The organism is Achromobacter sp. 1L-A-4-B-C2, from assembly GCF_057291955.1.
In genome coordinates this window covers 928,342-946,492 of sequence record NZ_JBXAWP010000003.1, presented here as the reverse complement: position 1 = coordinate 946,492, position 18,151 = coordinate 928,342, and the positions used below count along the sequence as shown (strand labels likewise).

Below are 18,151 nucleotides of genomic sequence, written 5' to 3'. Positions count from 1 at the left end.
CATGAGCGGTCCGCTGATTGCGTTGTCCGGCGTACGGCGTGAATTTCCCGCCGGCGACCAGACCATCGCCGTCCTGAAAGACGTCAACCTGACCATCGAAGCCGGCGAGATGGTCGCCATCGTGGGCGCGTCCGGCTCGGGCAAGTCCACGCTGATGAACATCCTGGGCTGCCTGGACCGCCCGACGCGGGGCGACTACCGCGTGGGCGGTCGCAGCACGGGCGAGCTGGGTCCGGACGAGCTTGCCGAACTGCGCCGCGAGCATTTCGGCTTTATCTTCCAGCGCTATCACCTGCTGTCGGACCTGACCGCGCAGGGCAACGTCGAAATGCCCGCCGTGTATGCCGGCAAGCGCCGCGAGGCCCGCATGGACCGCGCCGAACAACTGCTGGCGCGGCTGGGCCTGGCTGACCGGTCCGAGCACCGGCCCGGCCAATTGTCCGGCGGCCAGCAGCAGCGCGTGAGCATTGCGCGTGCGCTGATGAACGGTGGCGACATCATCCTGGCCGACGAGCCCACCGGCGCGCTGGACACGCATACCGGGCAGGAAGTGCTGCGCATTCTGGAAGAGCTGAATGCGGCCGGGCACACCATCATCATCGTCACGCACGACATGAATGTGGCGCGCCACGCGCAGCGCATCATCGAGATCAGCGACGGCGAGATCGTGGCGGACAAGCGCAACCCCGACGCCCCGCGCCGGGACGCCGCGCGCGATGCCCCGCCCGAACTGCCCAGGCGGCCCGCGTGGCAGGCCTACCTGGACCGCTGCGGCGAAGCCCTGCGCATGGCGCTGTTGTCCATGAACGCGCACCGCCTGCGCACCTCGTTGACCATGCTGGGCATCATCATCGGCATTGCCGCCGTGGTGTCGGTGGTGGCGCTGGGGGAAGGGTCGCGGCGCAAGATCCTGGAAGACATCAGCGCCATCGGCACCAACACGGTGGAAGTCTTTCCGGGCAAGGACTTTGGCGACGAAAAGGCCGTCAACATTCGCACGCTGGTCGCGGCGGACGCCGACGCCCTGGCGCGCGAGCCCTATGTGGACAGCGTCACGCCCGAGGTCGCCACCAGCAATACGCTGCGCTATCGCAACGTGTCGGTGAACGGCTCGATCCAGGGCGTGGGCGAACAGTATTTCCGCGTGCGCGCCATCAAGCTGGCGCAAGGCAAGTTCTTCGACGAGACCAGCGTGGTGCGCCGCGCACAGGAAGTGGTGATCGACGAAGGCACGCGGCGCGCGCTGTTCGGCTCGCACACCGAGCCCATCGGGCAGGTGGTGTTCCTGGGGTCCATGCCCGCGCGCGTGATCGGCGTGACCGCCAAGAAAGACTCGGTGTTCGGCAACAATGAATCGCTGAACGTCTGGATTCCCTACACCACGGCGTTATCCCGCGTGCTGGGGCAGCAGCATCTGAAAAGCATCACGGTGCGCGTCAGCGACGCCACGCCGCCGGCCGCCGCCGAGAAATCCATCGAACGGCTGCTGATGCGCCGCCACGTGGTGAAGGATTTCTTCGTGTTCAACACGGACGCCATCCGCAAGACCATCGAGCGCACCACGGCGACGATGACGCTGCTGGTGTCGCTGATTGCGTTGATTTCGCTGATGGTGGGTGGCATCGGGGTGATGAACATCATGCTGGTGTCCGTTACCGAACGCACGCGCGAGATCGGCGTGCGCATGGCGGTGGGCGCGCGGCGCAGCGACATCATGCAGCAGTTCCTGATTGAGGCCGTGCTGGTCTGCCTGATCGGCGGCGCGGTGGGCATCATGCTGTCGCTGGCGTTGGGCGTGCTGGTGTCCAAGGCCACGGGCGGCTCGTTCCAGATGATTTATTCCACGGCATCGATGGTGGCGGCATTTACGTGCTCGACGCTGATCGGTGTGCTTTTTGGCTATTTGCCGGCGCGCAACGCGGCGCGCCTGGATCCCGTCGAGGCCTTGGCCCGGGAATGAGGACGATGAAAGCGGTTTCCCTGATTTGCAAACCCGTCGCGCTGGCGCTGCTTGTTGCGCTGGGCGGATGCGGCAGCCTGCTGCGCAGTGACTACGAACCCCCCATGACCCAGACGCCCGCCGCCTGGACCCATGGCGGTTCGGAAAACCTGCATGCGCCCCTGGCCCAGGGCGGCCAGTGGTGGCGCAACTTCAACGACCCGGTGCTCAATGGCTTGATCGACGCCGTGCTGGCGCGCAACAACGATCTGGCGGCTGCCGCGATCCGTGTGCGCCGCGCGCAATACCAGGCCGGCTTGACCGAAGACCAGCTGATGCCGCAACTGGGTGGCGACGCCAGCGTGACGCGCAACCGCAACCTGTACGGCGACCGCATCATCACCCGCAACAACCAGGCCCAGCTGACGGTCAGCTACGAAGTGGACCTGTGGGGCAAGCTGTCGCGCCAGCGCGATGCGGCCCAGTGGGAAGCACTGGCCACCGAGCAAGACCGCCAGTCCGCCGCTTTGTCGCTGGTGGGCACTACCGCCACGCTGTATTGGCAGACGGCGTTCATCAACCAGCGCATCGCCAGCAGCGAGGAAAGCATCGCCTACGCGCGCCGCACGCAGGACCTGGTGCGCGCGCAGTACGCAGCGGGCGGCGCGTCGGCGCTGGAACTTGCCGAAGCCGAACAGACCGTGGCCAGCCAGCAGGCGGCGCACACGCTGCTGGTGCAGCAGCGCGTGGAATACACCAACGCGCTGGCCATCCTGTTTGACGGCCCGCCCGACCGCAGCATGGCCAACCCGCTGCGCCTGCCGCCGTACCCGTTGCCTGAGGCGCGCGCAGGCGTGCCCGCCGATTTGCTGGGCCGTCGCCCCGACCTGCGCGCCGCCGAACTGCGCCTGCGCGAGGCGCTGGCCACCGTGGACGCCACCCGCGCCAGCTTCTATCCGCCCGTGACGCTGACGGGGGCGGTGGGCAGCGCCAGCCCCACGCTGTCGAACGTGCTGCAAAACCCCGTCGCCGCCCTGGGCGTGGGCTTGACGCTGCCGTTCCTGCAATGGAACCAGATGCAGCTGAACATCAAGATATCCAAGGCCGACTACGAAGAGCGCGTCGTCAATTTCCGGCAGACGCTGTATCAGGCCATGGCGGATGTTGAAAACGCCTTGTCGAACCGGACGCAGCTGAGCTTGCAGGCCGAGCAGCTGGCGGTGTCGCTGCGCGCGGCGCGCGATGCCGAACGCCTGTACGAAGTGCGGTATCGGGCAGGGGCGGTGTCGCTCAAGGATTGGCTGGACGCACAGGAGAAGCGCCGCAGCGCCGAGATCGCGCGCGACGAAAACGGCTTGAACCGCCTGGTGAACCAGGTGACGGTGTACCGGGCGCTGGGCGGGGATGATCAGGCGCAGACTGAGGCTCAGGCCCAGGCTGAGACCCAGGCGCAGACCCAGACCCAGGCTCGGACTCAGGCCCGGCCCTTGCCCTAAAATAGCCGCCATGGACTTTCCCGACCCCACCCCAGCCCCCGCCGCCGACCTGGACCGCCGTTTCGGCGGCCTTTCCCGTTTGTACGGCCCGCAAGCGCCCGCGCACTTGCAGCGCGCGCACGTGGCCGTGGCCGGCTTGGGCGGCGTCGGGTCGTGGACGGTTGAGGCGCTGGCGCGTTGCGGCGTGGGCGCGTTGACGTTGATCGACCTGGATCACATCGCCGAATCCAACGTCAATCGGCAACTGCACGCGCTGACGTCCACGTTGGGCAAGTCCAAGGTGGATGCGATGGCCGAGCGGGTGCTGGAGATCAACCCCGAATGCCGCGTGACCCGGGTGGATGACTTCGTGTCGCCCGAGAACGTGGCCGAGGTGCTGCCCGGCCCCTACACCGTCATCATCGATTGCACCGACCAGGCAGCCGCCAAGATCGCAATGATCCTGCACGCGCGCGCATTGGGTGTGCCGATGCTGCTGTGCGGCGGCGCGGGCGGCAAGACCGATCCGCTGGCGTTGCGGGCAGGGGACTTGTCGGCGGCGGTGAACGACGCCTTGTTGTCCAAGCTGCGCAACAAGCTGCGCCGCGAACACGGGTTTCCGCGCGCGTCCGACCAGCACGGCAAGGCGCTCAAGCGCGTGCCCAAGATGGGCGTGCATGCGCTGTGGTTCGACCAGCCGGCCATTCTGCCCGACGCCTGGACGCGCCCCACTGAAGGCGAGGACGATGTCGGCGCCGCCGGCCAGGCGACCGCCCCGCAAGGCTTGTCCTGCGCGGGCTACGGCTCGGTGGTGACGGTGACGGCGGCCATGGGCATGGCAGCGGCCAACGAAGCGTTGCGCATGGCGATCTGAACGCGGCGCTACAGCGCCACGAACACCATTCCGTCTTCGATCCTGACGGGATAGGTGGCCACGTTGTCGCGCAAGGGCGAACACAGCGCCCGGCCGTCGCGCACATCGAAACGCCCCTGGTGCAGCGGGCATTCAATTTCATGGCCGGTCAAAAAGCCGTCGCACAGGCGGGCGTTGCCGTGCGTACAGAGGTTGTCCGTGGCGTAGACCTGGCCGTCCACGCCGTACAGCGCAATTTCGCGGTCGCCCGCCTGCACGGCAATCACGTCGTCTTCGGGCACATCGGCATGGGCGATGGCCTGTATCCATTGGGTGGTCATCGTCATGGCGGTGATCCTGGCTAGGCTAGATGGGGTAGATCAGCGAATTGGGCACCAGTTCGCTGTCGAAGATGCACAAGCGCGATTCGAACTTCATGCCGTCGGGCGTGTTGCGCACCACGTCCAGGTAGCGGCCCACGTTGAATACCGTGGTCAGCTGGTTGGGCTTGGTGCGAAAGACGGCGTAGTTGGCTTCGGATTCGATGCGGTCGCCCTGGACCGATAGCACGCGCGGCGCTCCGACCACGTGGCGCTGGTAATACGGGTCGTGGAAGATCGTTTCGGTGGCGCCGTAAATGCGGTCTTTCAGCATGCCGCGGCTTTCGAACGCCATGGTGGCCAGTGGGTAGCCGCGTTCATGGTTTTCGCGGGGCAGCACCTTGTAGATGCAGTCTTCCAGGAAAAAGTCGGGCCACTTGTCCCATTGCTCTGCGTCCAGCGCGGCGGCGTAGTCGGTGTACAGGCAGGTCAGCCGGTAATAAAGCGGAAAGTCCAGCATCGTCATGCCTCCATCACGCGGCGCCAATACGCGTACATGCCGCGTATCAACGTTTCAGTGACCATGTGGTCGGTGTTCTCGGCCGTCTTGCCACCCAATTCGGCCACGCTGCGGTGCCACGGCTTCTGTTGAAAACCCGATTGCGAAAATTCGATCACTTCGCCGTCGTCGGCCGACACGAAGCCGGCCGGGCCAAACAGGTTTGCCTGGCGCAGCCGCCGTTGCGTCATCTCGGGCGTGTCATCGGCAAAGCCGAAGTGCGTCCAGACGAAGTCGAAGGCGTCGTGGCCCACGGGCTGGATGTGGCGGGTGGATAGCGAATTGACCTGCTGCTGGATGATGACGCTGGGAAACAGCGTCATCAGCACGGCGGTGGGGCCGTTCCACCAGGGCTCCGGCACGATGTCCAGGAAGCGGTCATCGTTCAGCGACATCTGTTCCTTGAAGCTGGACACGCCGCTGGTTACGCTGCCCTTGCCGCCCTGGCCGCGCGTGGAAATCATGGCGGCGTGGCGAAAATGGCGGTCCATCTTCAGTTCTGAGCGGTTGTCGGCGCGCCACAGGCCAAAGGTGACGAACCAGGTGTGCAGCAGGCCCGGGTGGTAGGGGTCCTTGATGTTTTCCTGCATCAGCTTCCAGTTGCCGGGGATGCGCTGGCGGCTGTAGCCGTGGATAAGCAGCTGGCGGCCGTCGAACACGCGGTCGAAGTAATGCAGGATGTCCGGGCCCAGATAGTCTTCGAGCGGTTCGGCGTCGTGGTCGAACGAGGCGAACACGACGCCGTTGCGACAGGCCACCGCCAGCTTGGTCAGGCTATGGTCCTCGGTTTTGAAGTCGGGCGGCATGCCGCCGTTGACCTTGCCGTCCTGCTTGACGCCGCGCCGGAACGGCACGCCGATCAGGTTGCCTTGCAGGTCGTAGTTCCACTGGTGATAGGGGCAGACGAATTCGGTGCGGTTGCCGGAACGTTCGCGGCAGAACTGCACGCCACGGTGGGCGCATACGTTTTCCACCACGCGGACCTGGCCGTCGTTGTCGCGCAGCAGGATGACGGAACGTTCGCCGACGGCGGTGCGCTTGAAGTCGCCGGGGTTGGGGATTTCGGCTTCCAGGCCAACATAGCACCAGTGCGCCTGGTAGAAAAAACGTTCCAGCTCGCGTTGGTGCAGGGCGGCGTCGGTGTAGACGCCGAACGGAATGCGGTGGGAACCGTCGTCCGGCCAGGGCGGGTCGATGGGCATGGCTTGTCTCCGAGTCGTTGTCGCGGCTTTTATCGCTGCTTTTATCGCTGCTTTTATCGGTCCATGTTCCGCCACGCGCAAAAATAAATAAATAGAATCTGGTCAATAGAACGCATCACCAGAATCAATATTGGTGGAGACAAGCGCATGAACCTGAAAGACGTGGACCTGAACCTGCTGGTCGTCTTCAACGAACTGCACAGGCATGGCCGGGTTTCCGCCGCCGCGCACAGCCTGGGCATCTCGCAGCCCGGCGTCAGCAACGCGCTGACCCGTCTGCGCAAGCTGCTGGGCGATGAGCTGTTCCTGCGCACGTCGCGCGGCATGGTGCCCACGCCCTATGCCGAGGCGCTGGCCCAGCCCATCGCGGACGCGCTGGCGGCGCTGCATGGCACGCTGAACGCGCGCGCCGTGTTCGACCCCGCAAACAGCGAACGGGCCTTTGTGATCGGTGTGAACGATGTGGGCGAAACCTATTTCCTGCCACGGCTGATGCGGGCGCTGGACGCCGCCGCCCCTGGCGTCACCATCCGCACGGTGCGCACCACGTCGATCGACGTGCGTGACGAAATGGAGCGCGGCCGCATCGATGTGGCGATGGGTTTCCTGCCCGGCCTGCAAAGCGGTTTTTTTCAGCGCAAGCTGTTCAGCCAGCCTTATGTGTGCATTTTCCGGCGCGACCATCCGCTGGCGCATTCGGGCGTGTCAGCCAAACAATTCCGCGCGGCCGAGCACGTGGCCATCGTGTCCGAAGGCACCGGGCATGGCGTGGTGGACGAGGTGATCGCACGTGCCGGCATCCAGCGCCGCTTGCGGTTAACGGTGCCGCACTTCATTGCGGTGGGGCCGGTGTTGCAGGCCACCGACATGATCGCGGTGGTGCCGCAGCGTTTTGCCGATTGCGCCTGTGCGCCCTTCGGGCTGGCGACTGCGCCCTGTCCGGTGAAGATTCCGGAGTCGGTCATCAATGTGTTCTGGCACGCGCGCAACCATCGCGATCCCGCCAATCAGTGGCTGCGGCAGGTGGTGGTGGAGCAGTTTGCCGAGCCGGACGGGCGGGTCAGGCTTCCCGCAGCGTGACGTTGAACCAGCCGCGCAGCGCGTTCGACAGCCGGATTTCGTCGGCGGCATGCAAGTCGGCCAGCGTCAGCACGCGTTCGCGCACGTTGGCCGTATCCAGCAATTCGCCGCGCTGCACGCCGGGCAGGCAGCCGCTGTCCACCGGGGGCGTATACCAGCGGCCGTCCAGGCGCAGGTACACGTTGCTGCGGCTGCCTTCGCAAAGTTCGCCGCGTTCGTTCAGATAGAGCAGGTCAAAGAGGTGCGGATGCGCCGGCAGCCATTCGATGGTCTTGGTGTACCAGGGGCGGTGCGTGGTTTTGTAGCGCAGCAGCGGTTCAGTCGAGCGCAGCGTTTCGGGCGCCAGCATCACTTCCTGCACGGCGGGCAGGGGCGGCAGCATGGCGGTCTGGATCTGGCGGCTGCCGTCGCGGGCCACCAGCAACCGCAGCCGATGCGCGCCCGGGGTCACCAGGCTGGTAGCGGCGATCATGATGTCGCCTTCAACGGCGCGCCCGGCCCAGACATAACCCAGGTCCTTGCAGGACGCCTCCAGCCGCTTCAGGTGGCGGTCCAGCAAGGGCACGCGCTGTTCGGCATCAACCAGGATGGTCTCGATCAATTCGGGTTGCATGGGTCGCTCCTGGTCGTGGCGGGTGTGGCCGGGCTCTATGCTACTACCGCCGTCGCCGGAAGTTCCAGCGCGGCATCAGGCCCGCAGGATCCGGGCTTTCCAATGGCACTCCTGCCATTCCTCGGCGGGGTCCGAATCGTGCACGATGCCGCCGCCCACGCTGTAGACGCCGTGGCCGGCGTCATCCAGCACCAGGGTGCGGATCGCCACGTTCAACGAAAAATCGCCATCCGGCGCCAGCCAGCCCACGCTGCCGCAATACAGGCCGCGCGGGCCGGTTTCCATCTGGCGGATGCGGCGCATGGCCGCGACCTTGGGGGCACCGGTGATCGATCCGCAGGGGAACAGCGCGCGCAGCACGGCTTCCAGGGTGGCGTCGGGCGCCTGTGCCGACACGGTGGACGTCATGGTCCAGACGGTGGGATAGCGCTCCAGCGAGAACAACGCGTCGACCTTGACCGAGCCCGCCTGGGCCAGGCGACCCAGGTCGTTGCGCAGCAGGTCCACGATCATCAGGTTTTCGGCGCGGTTTTTCTCGCTGGCCAGCAGGGCCTGCCCCAGCCGCGTGTCTTCCCCGGCATCGGCATGGCGTGGCGCGGTGCCCTTCATGGGGCGGGTCGTCAGCCGCGAGCCGTCTCGCCGTACGAAAAGCTCGGGCGAAAACGACAGCACCGTGCGCGCGCCGTCCTGGATAAAGGCGGCGTGGGCGACCGGGTTGCGGGCGGCGATGCGCCGGTAAAGCGTGGCCGCATCCCCCTGGACTTGCACGTCCAGCGGCTGGGTGTAGTTGACTTGGTATAGCTCGCCGTCTTCGATCAGGCCCTGGATGGCGTTGATCTGGCGCACGTAGTCGGCCTCCGTCATGCGCGGCGCGGGCAGGGTGATGGCGGAGTTGGCGCTTGCCGCATCGGCGCTTGCCGCGTCGGGCGCGTCCCACGGCGCTTCGTCGACCTTGCGTTCGAACACCAGCGCGGTCAGGCGTGGGCGGCCGTCGTCTTGGGGAGCCGTCCAAGAGCCGGTCGGCGCCGCCCGCGTGGCTTCGGGCAGCAGCCATTCGCCCAATTCGTAGTCCAGCAGCAGGGCCACCCAGCGGCCCTGCTGCCGGGCGGCCTCGATGGCCGCCAGTGCCGGGCCGACCTCGGCGGCGGTGCGTGCCTCGATCCGGGAGCAAAAGCCCTCGAACTTCAGTGCGCGACCGGCCAGCCGGTCTTCAAAACGACAATGCATGCTTGCTACGGATGTTGATGAGCCAGGAATTCCGTCAGGACGCGTCCCGTGTGGGAATGGTCGGCCAGGGTCATCACATGTTCCGGCGAGCCTTCGGCAACCAGCTGCCCGCCGCCCGTGCCGCCTTCGGGGCCCAGGTCCAGCAGCCAGTCGGCTTCGGCGATGACGTCCAGATTATGCTCGATCACGACCACCGTATTGCCGGCTTCCACCAGGCGATGCAGCACGTGGATGAGCTTTTCGACGTCGGCCATCGACAAGCCCACCGTGGGCTCGTCCAGCACGTACAGCGTGTGCGGGATGCGCGAGGCGCGGCCGGTCTTGATCAGCCCGTCGGTCAGGCGCGCCTTGGATAGCTCGGTCACCAGCTTGATGCGCTGGGCCTCGCCGCCCGACAGCGTGGGCGACGGCTGGCCCAGCGTCAAATAACCCAGGCCCACGTCCTGCATCAATTGCAGCGGGCGATGGATCTTCGGGTGCGCGGCAAAGTAGCCGATGGCGTCGTCCACTTCCATGGACAGCAGCTCGCCGGCGTTCTTGCCGCGCATCTGCACGCTGAGCGTGTCGCTGTTGAAGCGCGCGCCGTTGCAGGCGTCGCACGGCACTTTGACGTCGGGCAGGAAGTTCATTTCGATGGTGCGCATGCCCTGGCCTTCGCAGATGGGGCAGCGGCCATCGCCGGTGTTGAACGAGAAGCGCGCCGCCGTCCAGCCGCGCATGCGGGCTTCGCGGGTATCGGCGAACTGCTTGCGCACGTCGTCCCAGAAGCCCACATAGGTGGCCGGGCACGAGCGCGGCGTCTTGCCGATGGGGGTCTGATCCACTTCCAGTACGCGGTCGATGGCTTCCCAGCCCTTGATGCTTTCGCAGCCCGCCCAGCCCGGGGCCTTGCCCTGCGACACGGCTTGCGTCAGGTTGTCCAGCAGCACTTCGCGCGCCAGCGTGGACTTGCCGGAACCGGACACCCCGGTCACGACGCTCAGCCGGCCCACCGGAATCTTGGCGTCCACGCTGCGCAGGTTATGCAGGCGCGCGCCTCGGATTTCGATCATGGGCGTGTCCGCTTCCACCGGACGGCGGCCTTGCAGCGGATGCGCCAGCGGCGTCTTCAGGTAGCGGCCGGTGATGGATTCCGGCGCGTTCATGACGTCTTCCACGGTGCCTTGCGCCACGACCCGACCGCCACGGATGCCCGCGCCCGGCCCGATGTCGATCACGTGCGAGGCGCGGCGGATGGTGTCGTCGTCATGTTCCACCACCACCAGCGTGTTGCCGTTGCCTTCCAGGCGCGCCAGCGCGTCCAGCAGGATGCGGTTGTCGCGCGGGTGCAGGCCGATGGTGGGCTCATCCAGCACGTAGCAAACACCTTGCAGGTTGGAACCCAGCTGCGCGGCCAGGCGGATGCGCTGCGCTTCGCCGCCGGACAGCGTGGGCGCGGCGCGGTCCAGCGCCAGGTAGTTCAGGCCCACTTCCTGCATGAAGTTCAGGCGGCCGCGAATTTCGGTCAGGATGTCGCGGGCGATCTCGCCTTCGCGGCCACGCGCCACCAGTCCGGTAAAGAAGGTGTGCGCGTCCGACACCGGCAGCGACGCCAGTTCGGCAATGGACTTGTCGCGCCAGCGCACGGCGCGCGCCACGCGGTTCAGGCGCTGCCCGTCGCATTGCGTGCACGCCTTGGCCTCGCCTTCGTACCAGGCGTTCCAGGCGGTTTCCTCGCCCGTCTGCTCTTCGTCAAAGCCCTGCAATTGCAGGCCCGTGCCGTAGCAGCCCGTGCACCAGCCGTGCTTGGAGTTGTACGAGAACAGGCGCGGATCGGGTTCCGGGAAGCTGGTGCCGCAAGACGGGCACGCGCGCTTGACCGAAAAATGCTGCTGCTGCAATTCGCTGTTCAGCGCTTCGTGCAGCTTGTTCACCGGCCATACCACCGACATCACGCCCTGGCCGTTTTCCAGCGCGCTTTTGACGGCGGCGCGCAGGTCGGCCTCGTTGGCCGGATCCACCACCACGTCCGCCACGGGCAGTTCGATGGTGTGTTCCTTGTAGCGGTCCAGGCGCGGCCACGGGGCCACGGGGATGAACTCGCCATCCACGCGCAGGTGCGAATGGCCCTTCGAACCGGCCCACTTGGCCAGGTCCGTGTAATAACCCTTGCGCGCGGTGACCAGCGGGGCCAGCAGCCCGATGTGCACGCCCTTGTGGTCGCGCAGCAGGCGCGCCACGATCTGGTCCGTGTTCTGCGGTTCAACGGCCACGTTGCAATCCGGGCAGTACTGCGTGCCCAGCTTCACATAGAGCAGGCGCAGGAAATGGTGGATTTCCGTCATCGTGGCCACGGTGGACTTGCGCCCGCCACGGCTGGTGCGCTGTTCGATGGCCACGGTGGGCGGAATGCCGAAGATGGCGTCCACGTCGGGCTTGCCGGCCGGCTGCACGATGGCGCGGGCGTAGGCGTTCAGCGATTCCAAGTAGCGGCGCTGGCCTTCGTTGAACAGGATGTCGAACGCCAGGGTTGACTTGCCCGAGCCCGACACGCCCGTGATCACGGTGAATTTATCGTGCGGGATTTCAACGCTGATGTTCTTCAGGTTGTGCTCGCGCGCGTTGCGGATCTCGATGGCCATGTTGCCTTGGCGACGCGCGCGCATCACGGACTGCAATGGCGTGCCTTCGCCGGCGCCGGGGCCGGCGGCATCGGTGGCCACGTCCGCGCCGTTGTAGACGGCGGTGGGCTCGGCGATGCGCGCGGTCAGGCCGGCTTGCTCGACTTCCTGCGCGTCGATGTCGCTGGTGACCACCACGTCGGCCGGCAGGATGCTGACTTCGTAGTCACGCAGCGCCGCGCCGGTATGCGACTTGGGGTTGTCCATCAGGTCTTGCGGGGTGCCCACGCCGATCAGCAGGCCGCCGGCGTCGCCGCCTTCGGGGCCCAGGTCGATCAGCCAGTCGGCCGCGCGGATCACGTCCAGATTGTGTTCGATGACCAGCAGCGTGTGGCCGGCGGCCAGCAGCTTGCGAAACGCGCGCATCAGCCGCGCCACGTCGTCAAAGTGCAGGCCGGTGGTGGGTTCGTCGAACAGGAACAGGCTGCCCTTCTTGGCGACCTTGGCGGTGGAAATGCCGCTGCGCGCGGCCTCGGCCAGGTGGCCGGCCAGCTTCAGGCGCTGCGCCTCGCCACCGGACAGCGTGGGCACGGGTTGCCCCAGCCGCACGTATTCCAGGCCCACGTCGGCCAGCGGCGCCAGGCCGGTCTGCACGTCGCGCAGGCCCTTGAAGAAGTCCAGCGCTTCGCTGACCGTCATGGCCAGCACTTCGTCGATGGACGCGCTTTTGCCCAGGTGTTCGACACGCACTTCCAGCACTTCGGGGCGGAATCGCTTGCCGTCGCAGTCGGGGCAACGCAGGTAGACGTCGGACAGGAACTGCATTTCAACGTGTTCGAAGCCGGTGCCGCCGCAGGTGGGGCAGCGGCCGTCGCCACCGTTGAAGCTGAACGTGCCGGCCGTGTAGGCGCGTTCGCGCGCCAGCGGGGCCTGGGCAAACAGCTTGCGGATGGCGTCAAACGCGCCCACGTAGCTGGCGGGGTTGGACCGCGCCGTCTTGCCGATGGGCGTCTGGTCCACCATGACCACGTCGGCGATCTGCTCGGCGCCCAACAGGCGGTCGAACGCGCCGGGCGTTTCCGACGGCTTGCCCTTTTGCTTCAGCAGCGCGGGGTACAGCACGTCTTGCACCAGCGTGGACTTGCCCGAACCGGACACGCCGGTCACGCAGACCAGCCGACCCAGCGGCAGTTCGACGGACACGTTTTTCAGGTTGTGCGCGTTGACACCTTCGAGCAGCAGGCGCGGCGTGTTGGCTGCCACCGGCATGGGGCGCGGCGCTTCCACGCGCTGGCGTCCGCCCAGGTAGTTGCCCGTCAGCGTGTCGGCCGCGCGCAGTTGCTTGGGCGTGCCGTCAAAAACGATGTAGCCGCCGCGTTCGCCGGGGCCGGGGCCGATGTCGATGATGCGATCGGCCGCCACCATGACCTGCGGGTCGTGCTCCACCACCACCAGCGTGTTGCCGGCGTTGCGCAAGCGATGCATGACTTCGACCACGCGGTGCATGTCGCGCGGGTGCAGGCCGATGGACGGCTCGTCCAGCACGAACAGCGTGTTCACCAGCGAGGTGCCCAGCGCGGTGGTCAGGTTGATGCGCTGCACTTCGCCGCCCGACAGCGTGCGGCTCTGGCGGTCCAGCGTCAGGTAGCCCAGGCCCACGTCGCACAGGAACTTCAGGCGCGCGCGCACCTCGGTCATCAAGAGGTCGGTGGCCGCATCCAGCGCGCCCGAGAAAGACAGGCCGTCAAAGAAGCGCCGTACCCGTTCGATGGGCAACAGCATCACGTCATGGATCGACAGGCCGCCGATGTTGTTCAGCTGATCGCGCGACCAGTTGGCGGCGACCGGCATGAAGCGCTGATAGCGGCCGTCTTCGGGCGGCAGCACGGTGTCGGCTTCTTCCTTGGTGCCCAGGCGCCACAGCAGCGCATCCGGTTTCAGGCGCGCGCCGTTGCAGGTGGGGCAGGGCGTGTAGCTGCGGTACTTGGACAGCAGCACGCGCACGTGCATCTTGTACGCCTTGGTTTCCAGCCAGTCGAAAAAGCGCTGCACGCCGTACCACTGGTGCTTCCAGGCATCGTTGCCGCCCTTCCAGTCGGGCGTGCCGTACAGCACCCAGCGCTTGTGTTCTTCGCTAAGGCTTTTCCAGGGCACGCCCAGCGGCACGCCCGCGCGGGGGGCGTACTTTTGCAGCTCGTCCTGGCATTCCTTGTAGGACGGCGTGGTCCAGGGCTTGATGGCGCCTTCCATCAGGGTCTTGTTTTCGTCGGGGATGACCAGGCCGAAGTCGATGCCGATCACGCGGCCAAAGCCCCGGCACGCCTCGCAGGCGCCCAGCGGGGAATTGAACGAGAAGCTGCTGGGCAACGGGTCGGTGTATTCGATGTTGCAGTCGGCGCAGTGCAGGCGGTCGCTGTATTTCCAGATGTCCGCGTTCTCGCCCTCGGCGTTCATGACGTAGACGGCCAGGTGCCCGGCGCCCATGCGCAGTGCCGTGTCCAGCGCTTCCATCACGCGTTCGCGTTCGGTGCCGGCGAAGCGGAAACGGTCTTGGATGACGTGCAGGATGCGGCGTTCTTCGCCGGCGTCCTTGGCGGCCTTGCCCTTCTTGGCGCCTTTGGCCGGCTTGGCCACGGTGGCGCGCGGCACCGCCGTTTCCTCGGCGTGCACGCGGGTGTAGCCCTGCTGCTCAAGAAAGCCGCGCACTTCGTCTTCGGTGAAGTTGGCGGGCACGGCAATGGGAAAGGTCACTACCAGGCGCGGGTCGCCGGCCACGGCGGCGCGTTCGGCCAGCGAGTGATAGACGGATTCGGGCGTGTCGCGACGGACCAGCTTGCCGCAGCCCCGGCAGTACAGCCGCGCGCCGCGCGCAAACAGCAGTTTCAGGTGGTCGTTCAGTTCGGTCATCGTGCCGACCGTGCTGCGCGAGCTGCGCACCGGGTTGGTCTGATCGATGGCGATGGCGGGCAAAATGCCCTCGATGCGGTCTACCTGGGGCTTGTCCATGCGGTCCAGGAACTGGCGCGCGTAGGGCGAGAAGGTTTCCACGTAGCGCCGTTGGCCCTCGGCGTACAGGGTGTCGAAAGCCAGCGAACTTTTGCCGGACCCCGACACGCCGGTCACAACGACCAATTCGCCGGTGGCGAGGGTCAGGTCCAGGTTTTTAAGGTTGTTCTGGCGTGCGCCAACGATGCGGATTTGGGAGCTCATGGACGGTATCGTAGCCTGAGGAAGCCGCCTGCCCGAGCGATAACCCATCGCTGGTTCCAAGCGCGGCGATATGGAATAATTGCCTATATTGTGATGCGGTTGTCCACATTATGGACAACGCTAGGCGGTCTAGCTGTACAAATAAACAGTATCGCAGATTCGTCTGAAATCCGCGCTGCCTGCATTTCGAATCTGTGGCGTTCTTAGGACTTCTTCGAATTTTCGAGTTGAAGGTCTACGCCGTTCCATGTGCCGTCCCAGGACGGCGCATGGGTCTTATCTGGGGACGTTCTTGTCGGAAACCAAGGTCGCGGGCGCTGCCGCGTTCGGGAAATTCATGGCCGTGCTGCAAGCCGTTGCCGATGCGCCAGAGCCGCCCACGGCCGCCGCGCTGGCGCGCGTTTGCGGCTATCCCCGCCCCACCGTCTACCGCATCGTGGCCGCGCTGGCCGAGCAGGGCATGGTGGCCGAAACGGGCGGCGCCTATCGGCTGGGCACGCGGCTGATATCGCTGGCCAGCCGGGCGTGGTCGCGGTTCGACCTGCGCGCCGCCCTGGCGCCCGACCTGCAAGCCCTGCGCGATGCCACCGGCGAAACGGTCCATCTGGCCGTGCCGGCGGGCCACGAAATGATCTATATCGACAAACTGGAAAGCCCCGGGCCTGTCCGCATGGTGTCGCGCGTGGGCGCGTCCGTGGCGCTGCATTCCAGCGCGGTGGGCAAGGCCTATCTGGCCGCGCTGGACGAGGCGGCTCGCGAACAGTTGCTGCGCGGGCTGCCCCTGCCGGCGCGCATGCCGGGCACCGTCACCAGCTTGCCGGCGCTGCGCGCCGTGCTGGACGAAGCCCGAGGCCGGGGCTACGCCATGGACGACGAAGAAAATGAAGCCGGTATCGTCTGCTATGGCGTGGCGCTGTGCGACGCGGCCGGCCGGCCGGTGGCGGGCGTTAGCGTCAGCACGCTGCTGTTCCGGCGCCAGGACGATCCCCAAACCGCTTATATCGACCCCTTGCTGCGGCTGCGCGATGCCGCCGTGGCCAAACTTGCCGTGTTGCCGGTGTCCACCGGCGGCGCCTGACCGTCAGCCTCAGAGGAATCCCATGACCGCATCCGCTCCCCTCGCGTCCAAGCTATCCGCCTTGCTGGCGGCCCGGGTCGTGCCCGTGCTGCGCTATACCGACGCCGCCACCGCCGCCTATGCCGCCGAAGTGGCGGTGGCGGCCGGTTGCCGCACCCTGGAATTGACCTGGACGATTCCCGGCGTGACCGACCTGGTTCGCGCGCTGCGCGACAAGCACGGCCCCAGCCTGCTGCTGGGCGTGGGCACCGTGCTGGACGAAACCCAGGCGCGCGAGGCGCTGGTGGCCGGCGCCGATTTCCTGGTGTCGCCGGGCCTGGCCACCGATATCGTCGACATGGCCCATGCCGCCGACGCCCTGTGCCTGTTGGGCGCCTTTACCCCCACCGAAGTATTGGCCGCGCGGCGCGCGGGCGTGGATGTGGTGAAGGTTTTTCCGGCGGATACGGGCGGCCCCAAGCACCTGGCCGCCCTGAAATCCGTGTTTCCCGACACCATCTTCTGCCCCACGGGCGGCGTCACGCAGGAAAACATGGGCGCGTATTTCGCGGCCGGGGCCGGCTTGGTCGGCATCGGCAGCAACCTTTATGACAAGGCCGCCTTCGCCGCGCGCGATACGGCGGCTCTGGTCGCGCAGATCACTCGCACCCTGGAGGCGTCCCATGGCTGACGTGGACTTCGACATCGTCGCGCTGGGCGAGCCGCTGATTGAGTTGAACCAGACCCACAAGGGCCAGTTTCAATATCTGCAAGGCTTTGGCGGCGATACCTCCAACGCAGCCATCGCGGCGGCCCGGCAAGGCGCGCGCTGCGCCTACCTGACCCGGGTGGGCAACGACGCCTTCGGCGCGCAGTTCCTGGACCTGTGGCAGGCAGAAGGCGTGGACACGTCCGGCGTGCAGCGCGACGACGACGCGCACACGGGCCTGTATTTCGTGCAGCACGGGCCCGACGGCCATGCGTTCAGCTACCTGCGCCGGGGCTCGGCCGCCAGCCTGATGACGCCGGCCCTGCTGGACAGCGGGCTGATCGAACGCAGCCGCTTCCTGCATGTGTCGGGCATCAGCATGGCAATCAGCACCAGCGCCTGCGACACGGTGTTTGCCGCCATGCAACGGGCCAGGGCGGCGGGCACCCAGATCAGCCTGGATTCCAACTTGCGCCTGCGCCTGTGGCCCGTGGACCGCGCCCGCGCCATCCTGCGCGAAACGATGCGGCAGGCCGATCTGTTCCTGCCCAGCATGGACGACATGCAGCACCTGACCGGCAATGACGACCCCGAACGCACGCTGGACTGGATCCGCGACGGCGGCGCCGCAGGCGTGGTCGTGCTGAAACTGGGCAAGGACGGTTCCATCATCGACGACGGCAAGACACGCACGCCGATGGCCGCCCTGCGCGTGGACGCCGTGGACGCCACCGGGGCGGGCGACTGCTTTGCCGGCAGCCTGCTGGCCCGGCGCTGCCAGGGCGACAGCTGGGAAGAGGCCGTGCGCTATGCCAACGCGGCGGCGGCGCTGTCCACCCTGGGCTATGGCGCGGTGGACCCGCTGCCGCGTGCCGAACAGGTTCGGGAACGCCTGGCGTTGCTGGCGGGGCAGGGCGCCGCGGGGTCGAAGTAGGCCTGGGGCGGGGGGCGCGGGAGCGGGGGTGGAGGCGGTCGATGCCGCCTGGATCAATTCAGGGACGGGTCCCCGCCGCGCCGCCATGCACCCCAAATGCCCGCCATTGGCGTCGGCGGGAAATTTCAGGCTAAAATGCCAAGTTATCCGAATTTTTTCCGCCAGCCTGATATCCGGTTGTGCGGTGACTTTTTTCCGCAAATTCAACAGGAGAATCAACATGGCTGAACGCAAACGCGTGCGTCGTAACACCCTGGAACGCCGTTGCCTGGGCAAGGCCTTCAAGCGCTTGTTCGTCAAGTCGCCCAAGGGTGTTTTCAAGATGCTGGAAAAGATCAAGCGCGTCTAATCGACGTTCTGGATCTGAAAAATC

At 66.5% G+C, this 18,151-nt stretch carries 14 protein-coding genes; 8 read left to right on the top strand and 6 right to left on the bottom strand.

What is annotated here, in order from left to right; all coding sequences use genetic code 11:
- Position 1: 1 nt before the first annotated feature.
- The 3 genes from AC0Z35_RS17800 to AC0Z35_RS17790 are packed head-to-tail and all read left to right on the top strand — an operon-like array spanning position 2 to position 4,288.
- Entirely contained in the window at positions 2-1,960 is a 1,959-nt protein-coding gene (locus AC0Z35_RS17800; RefSeq protein WP_046807887.1) for a MacB family efflux pump subunit, read from the top strand.
- A 5-nt stretch (positions 1,961-1,965) separates the two neighbouring features.
- Positions 1,966-3,435 carry an efflux transporter outer membrane subunit gene (locus tag AC0Z35_RS17795; RefSeq protein ID WP_485132204.1) on the top strand — a complete coding sequence of 490 codons (1,470 nt, stop codon included), beginning with the start codon at positions 1,966-1,968 and terminating at the stop codon, positions 3,433-3,435.
- Between the two features lie 10 nt (positions 3,436-3,445).
- Positions 3,446-4,288: a tRNA threonylcarbamoyladenosine dehydratase gene (locus tag AC0Z35_RS17790; RefSeq protein ID WP_104143502.1), complete on the top strand. Its 843-nt coding sequence runs from the start codon at positions 3,446-3,448 to the stop codon at positions 4,286-4,288.
- A gap of 8 nt (positions 4,289-4,296) precedes the next feature.
- On the opposite strand, the gene AC0Z35_RS17785 is transcribed toward AC0Z35_RS17790, so the two are convergent.
- From AC0Z35_RS17785 to AC0Z35_RS17775, 3 genes are read right to left on the bottom strand one after another with little or no spacing between them, the layout of a single operon-like run.
- Entirely contained in the window at positions 4,297-4,608 is a 312-nt protein-coding gene (locus AC0Z35_RS17785; protein ID WP_120157387.1) for a non-heme iron oxygenase ferredoxin subunit, read from the bottom strand.
- A 25-nt stretch (positions 4,609-4,633) separates the two neighbouring features.
- The gene (locus AC0Z35_RS17780; protein ID WP_104143504.1) at positions 4,634-5,107 is read right to left on the bottom strand and encodes an aromatic-ring-hydroxylating dioxygenase subunit beta; all 474 of its coding nucleotides are present in this window, start codon (positions 5,105-5,107) and stop codon (positions 4,634-4,636) included.
- 2 nt (positions 5,108-5,109) lie between these two features.
- The gene (locus AC0Z35_RS17775) at positions 5,110-6,348 is read right to left on the bottom strand and encodes an aromatic ring-hydroxylating dioxygenase subunit alpha (RefSeq protein WP_046803529.1); all 1,239 of its coding nucleotides are present in this window, start codon (positions 6,346-6,348) and stop codon (positions 5,110-5,112) included.
- 147 nt (positions 6,349-6,495) lie between these two features.
- Here AC0Z35_RS17775 and AC0Z35_RS17770 point away from each other — a divergent pair, with 147 nt between their 5' ends.
- Positions 6,496-7,428: a LysR family transcriptional regulator gene (locus AC0Z35_RS17770; protein WP_485132205.1), complete on the top strand. Its 933-nt coding sequence runs from the start codon at positions 6,496-6,498 to the stop codon at positions 7,426-7,428.
- On the opposite strand, the gene AC0Z35_RS17765 is transcribed toward AC0Z35_RS17770, so the two are convergent.
- From AC0Z35_RS17765 to uvrA, 3 genes are all read right to left on the bottom strand, one after another.
- A complete protein-coding gene (locus AC0Z35_RS17765) occupies positions 7,409-8,041 on the bottom strand; it encodes an aminotransferase class IV family protein (protein WP_485132206.1) in 633 nt (210 codons plus the stop codon). The two genes, AC0Z35_RS17770 and AC0Z35_RS17765, sit on opposite strands and share 20 nt — an antisense overlap.
- 75 nt (positions 8,042-8,116) lie before the next feature.
- Entirely contained in the window at positions 8,117-9,268 is a 1,152-nt protein-coding gene (locus AC0Z35_RS17760) for an aminodeoxychorismate synthase component I (RefSeq protein ID WP_485132207.1), read from the bottom strand.
- Between the two features lie 5 nt (positions 9,269-9,273).
- On the bottom strand, positions 9,274-15,078 hold the full coding sequence (gene uvrA, locus AC0Z35_RS17755; RefSeq protein WP_046803525.1) for an excinuclease ABC subunit UvrA: 5,805 nt from the start codon (positions 15,076-15,078) through the stop codon (positions 9,274-9,276).
- Between the two features lie 292 nt (positions 15,079-15,370).
- Here uvrA and AC0Z35_RS17750 point away from each other — a divergent pair, with 292 nt between their 5' ends.
- From AC0Z35_RS17750 to AC0Z35_RS17735, 4 genes are all read left to right on the top strand, one after another.
- On the top strand, positions 15,371-16,156 hold the full coding sequence (locus AC0Z35_RS17750) for an IclR family transcriptional regulator (RefSeq protein WP_120153967.1): 786 nt from the start codon (positions 15,371-15,373) through the stop codon (positions 16,154-16,156).
- Between the two features lie 22 nt (positions 16,157-16,178).
- Positions 16,179-16,826 carry a bifunctional 4-hydroxy-2-oxoglutarate aldolase/2-dehydro-3-deoxy-phosphogluconate aldolase gene (locus AC0Z35_RS17745; protein ID WP_104143510.1) on the top strand — a complete coding sequence of 216 codons (648 nt, stop codon included), beginning with the start codon at positions 16,179-16,181 and terminating at the stop codon, positions 16,824-16,826.
- Positions 16,819-17,778: a sugar kinase gene (locus AC0Z35_RS17740; RefSeq protein WP_485132209.1), complete on the top strand. Its 960-nt coding sequence runs from the start codon at positions 16,819-16,821 to the stop codon at positions 17,776-17,778. Before AC0Z35_RS17745 ends, AC0Z35_RS17740 begins: the two co-directional genes overlap by 8 nt.
- Before the next feature lie 220 nt (positions 17,779-17,998).
- Positions 17,999-18,127, top strand: coding sequence for a hypothetical protein (locus AC0Z35_RS17735; RefSeq protein WP_006226408.1), 129 nt, complete (start codon positions 17,999-18,001; stop codon positions 18,125-18,127).
- Positions 18,128-18,151: the final 24 nt, after the last annotated feature.